Source organism: Solemya elarraichensis gill symbiont (assembly GCF_002021095.1).
In the GTDB taxonomy this organism is placed as follows: Bacteria; Pseudomonadota; Gammaproteobacteria; order Chromatiales; family Chromatiaceae.
The window spans coordinates 1-2,346 of record NZ_MPRK01000284.1; the positions used below are offsets into that span (position 1 = coordinate 1).

The window sequence follows — 2,346 nt, forward strand, 5'->3', positions numbered from 1 at the left end:
TATTTTTCCTTGGGCGCTGGCGCACGTCAGAAAAACAGTCTCGCCTAGTGGCTACCGGGGACTACGCGCCTTCGATTCTCTCTCCTTGGCGCGCAGCGAGAGCGGTCAGCATAAACATCGTTGGAAGAAATTCGATACCGAAACGTGTCAGAAAAAGCGTTTCGGTTATACCTTTTCCGAAACCCATGGCAAGGCCAATCAGGATAAATAGGCTCAGAAAATAGAAAGCCTCTCGCTGTTCATTCTGGTGTATGAGAAGTGTTTTTGAAATGAATTGCTTCAGCATTTATCATATCACCGCTTGGAAAGTATGGAGAATAGGGAGAGTCATAGTATGTAGTAGTCTCTCGGTGTCTATTCTATGACGGTGAAAGTTGAGTAGGCTGTTTGCGAACCAAGGTTGAAATCACCAAGGATCGGATCTCCATCCACATCCCGGGCATGAACCAGCCACTCATATTCCCCGTCAACTTCCAGTTTTCCATCGGGAACTGTAACTTCAGTTTCTGTTATCATTCCAGCGTATTGTTACTGGCAGTGTTACTTCCTGGGCTTCCTCCGGGTAGATTTTCTCGGCAAGAGGAAGCTGGCCCGGATCAACATAATCCTTTGCTTCAGCGACAGTGCCGTCCTTGAGATGAATTTTTGCCGTGTACCAGCCTGCTTTTGGGGTGTCTGCTAACTCGTGGTCCTGTAAGAAGGCGCGCTTTTTACGCCCCTTTGAACGAAACTCGATGAACGATGAGGTTTCAAGTCTTGTAATCTCGGAACCATCGGGATTTTCAATCGAAACATAATCGATGTCATCAAAGTCAAAGGTGGAGAAGACAGCTTTAAAAAATGGGGGGCGATCTGGCCAGTGGCAAAGGTGAAGGTCAAAAAATCCTGCTTCCGAGTAGTGAGGGTCCTCAGCCTCGCTGGCATTCACCGGCATAAAAAAATGAAACATATAGCAGAAACAGCAAGCAGTTATATATGAATGATAGCTGTACAGTTTTTATTCTACTCTTCATGCGGAGGCCTTTTTCAATCTTAAAATTATTATAAATATCAATCCATTTCCTGTGTTGGGAAATGGTGAGTGCAGGATTCCAATAGGCTAATCTATCAATGAAACAATAAACAGGCAACGATTATATCTTTTTACAGAACATATAAATATACCGTGGGTTATACTTAATTAAGGTCTGGAGGGGTGCTGTTTCAACTGTCAGGATAACGGTATTGGTATCAGCGGGGAGCAGAAGGTACCGTTCATGCCTGATGTATTGATCGCTACCATGGCGAAGTGGATCAGGCCTGCCCGCTATCGCGGATCATGTGCCTGGTAGCGGCAATCTCCCGACTGTTTAACTGAGCACGATTGATTTGTATCGATGAAGTTCTTGCAGAGACACATGGTGGAAGGTGAGTGGAAGTACTCAGCGATTCTGCCGCCATTGCTGTTTGGCCTGTTGGCATTACTGCTGCGCTTGTACCATCTTGATGAGAAATCGATCTGGATGGATGAGGCATTTACCTCTTACCACTCCACGTTTTCGGCGTATCAGCTCTGGACTCAACCGGTAACAACCAAGCCCCCGCTTTTTTATCTCATCACGTCACTCTTCTGGTCACCGGGAGACAGTGCCTTTGCATTGCGGCTCCCGGTTGCAATCCTGGGAGCAATCAGCGTTACCGTTTCCTGGTATCTCGGCAGGGCGCTTGCAGGTAATCGGGCTGCTTTTCTACTGGCCCTTTTCGTACTCTTGTCAGATGTGAATCTCTTCTATAGCCAGGAGGCGCGGCACTACATGCTGCTGTCAGTCGGCTGGCTACTGTTGCTGTTGTCATTGGTGCAGTTGGTCAAGTCGAGCGGCAACCAGGACAAGCCACGTCGCTCGGATCTAGTGCTGATGGTAGCTGGCGTCATGTTAATGGCGCACTCACACCCGGTTGCAGTTCACTATCTGGCTGCAAGCGGTATTGCCTATTTTTCTGCCTTGCTCATCATGCCAGGGTGTAACAGGCGGTTTTTCTATCAACCAGTGATAGTTGTGCTTCTGGCAGGAATGAGCGTGCTTCCGTGGTTGCCAGTGGGATTTGAAAGCGCATCGACCAACTTCAACTGGCTGAAGCAGCCAGATGCAGGAAAGGCACTGTTTGAATACATGATGCTGTTCGGAAGCAGCAGCCTGGCATTCCTGGCAGGCAAAAAACTTGCATTTGGTGCAGGTGTGCTTCTTGTCGCAGTATCAGTAGCAGGTATTCTCTCGCTGCGCGCCAAGGAGAGAGAATCGAAGGCGCGTAGTCCCCGGTAGCCACTAGGCGAGACTGTTTTTCTGACGTGCGCCAGCGCCAAAGGAA

The 2,346-nt window shown here is 48.4% G+C and carries 4 protein-coding genes; 2 read left to right on the top strand and 2 right to left on the bottom strand.

Annotated elements, in window-relative coordinates; genetic code table 11:
- Window positions 1-211: hypothetical protein (locus BOW51_RS11470; protein WP_217349036.1), on the top strand; the 211-nt coding region annotated here is incomplete at its 5' end.
- A gap of 143 nt (window positions 212-354) precedes the next feature.
- Here the strand turns inward: BOW51_RS11470 and BOW51_RS11300 are convergent.
- Window positions 355-516, bottom strand: a complete 162-nt coding sequence (locus BOW51_RS11300) for a hypothetical protein (RefSeq protein WP_167367329.1) — start codon at window positions 514-516, stop codon at window positions 355-357.
- On the bottom strand, window positions 500-949 hold the full coding sequence (locus BOW51_RS10190) for a hypothetical protein (protein ID WP_078477617.1): 450 nt from the start codon (window positions 947-949) through the stop codon (window positions 500-502). The genes BOW51_RS11300 and BOW51_RS10190 overlap by 17 nt, the downstream gene beginning before the upstream one ends.
- Window positions 950-1,376: 427 nt before the next feature.
- Here BOW51_RS10190 and BOW51_RS10195 point away from each other — a divergent pair, with 427 nt between their 5' ends.
- Entirely contained in the window at window positions 1,377-2,300 is a 924-nt protein-coding gene (locus tag BOW51_RS10195) for a glycosyltransferase family 39 protein (protein ID WP_078477618.1), read from the top strand.
- Window positions 2,301-2,346: the final 46 nt, after the last annotated feature.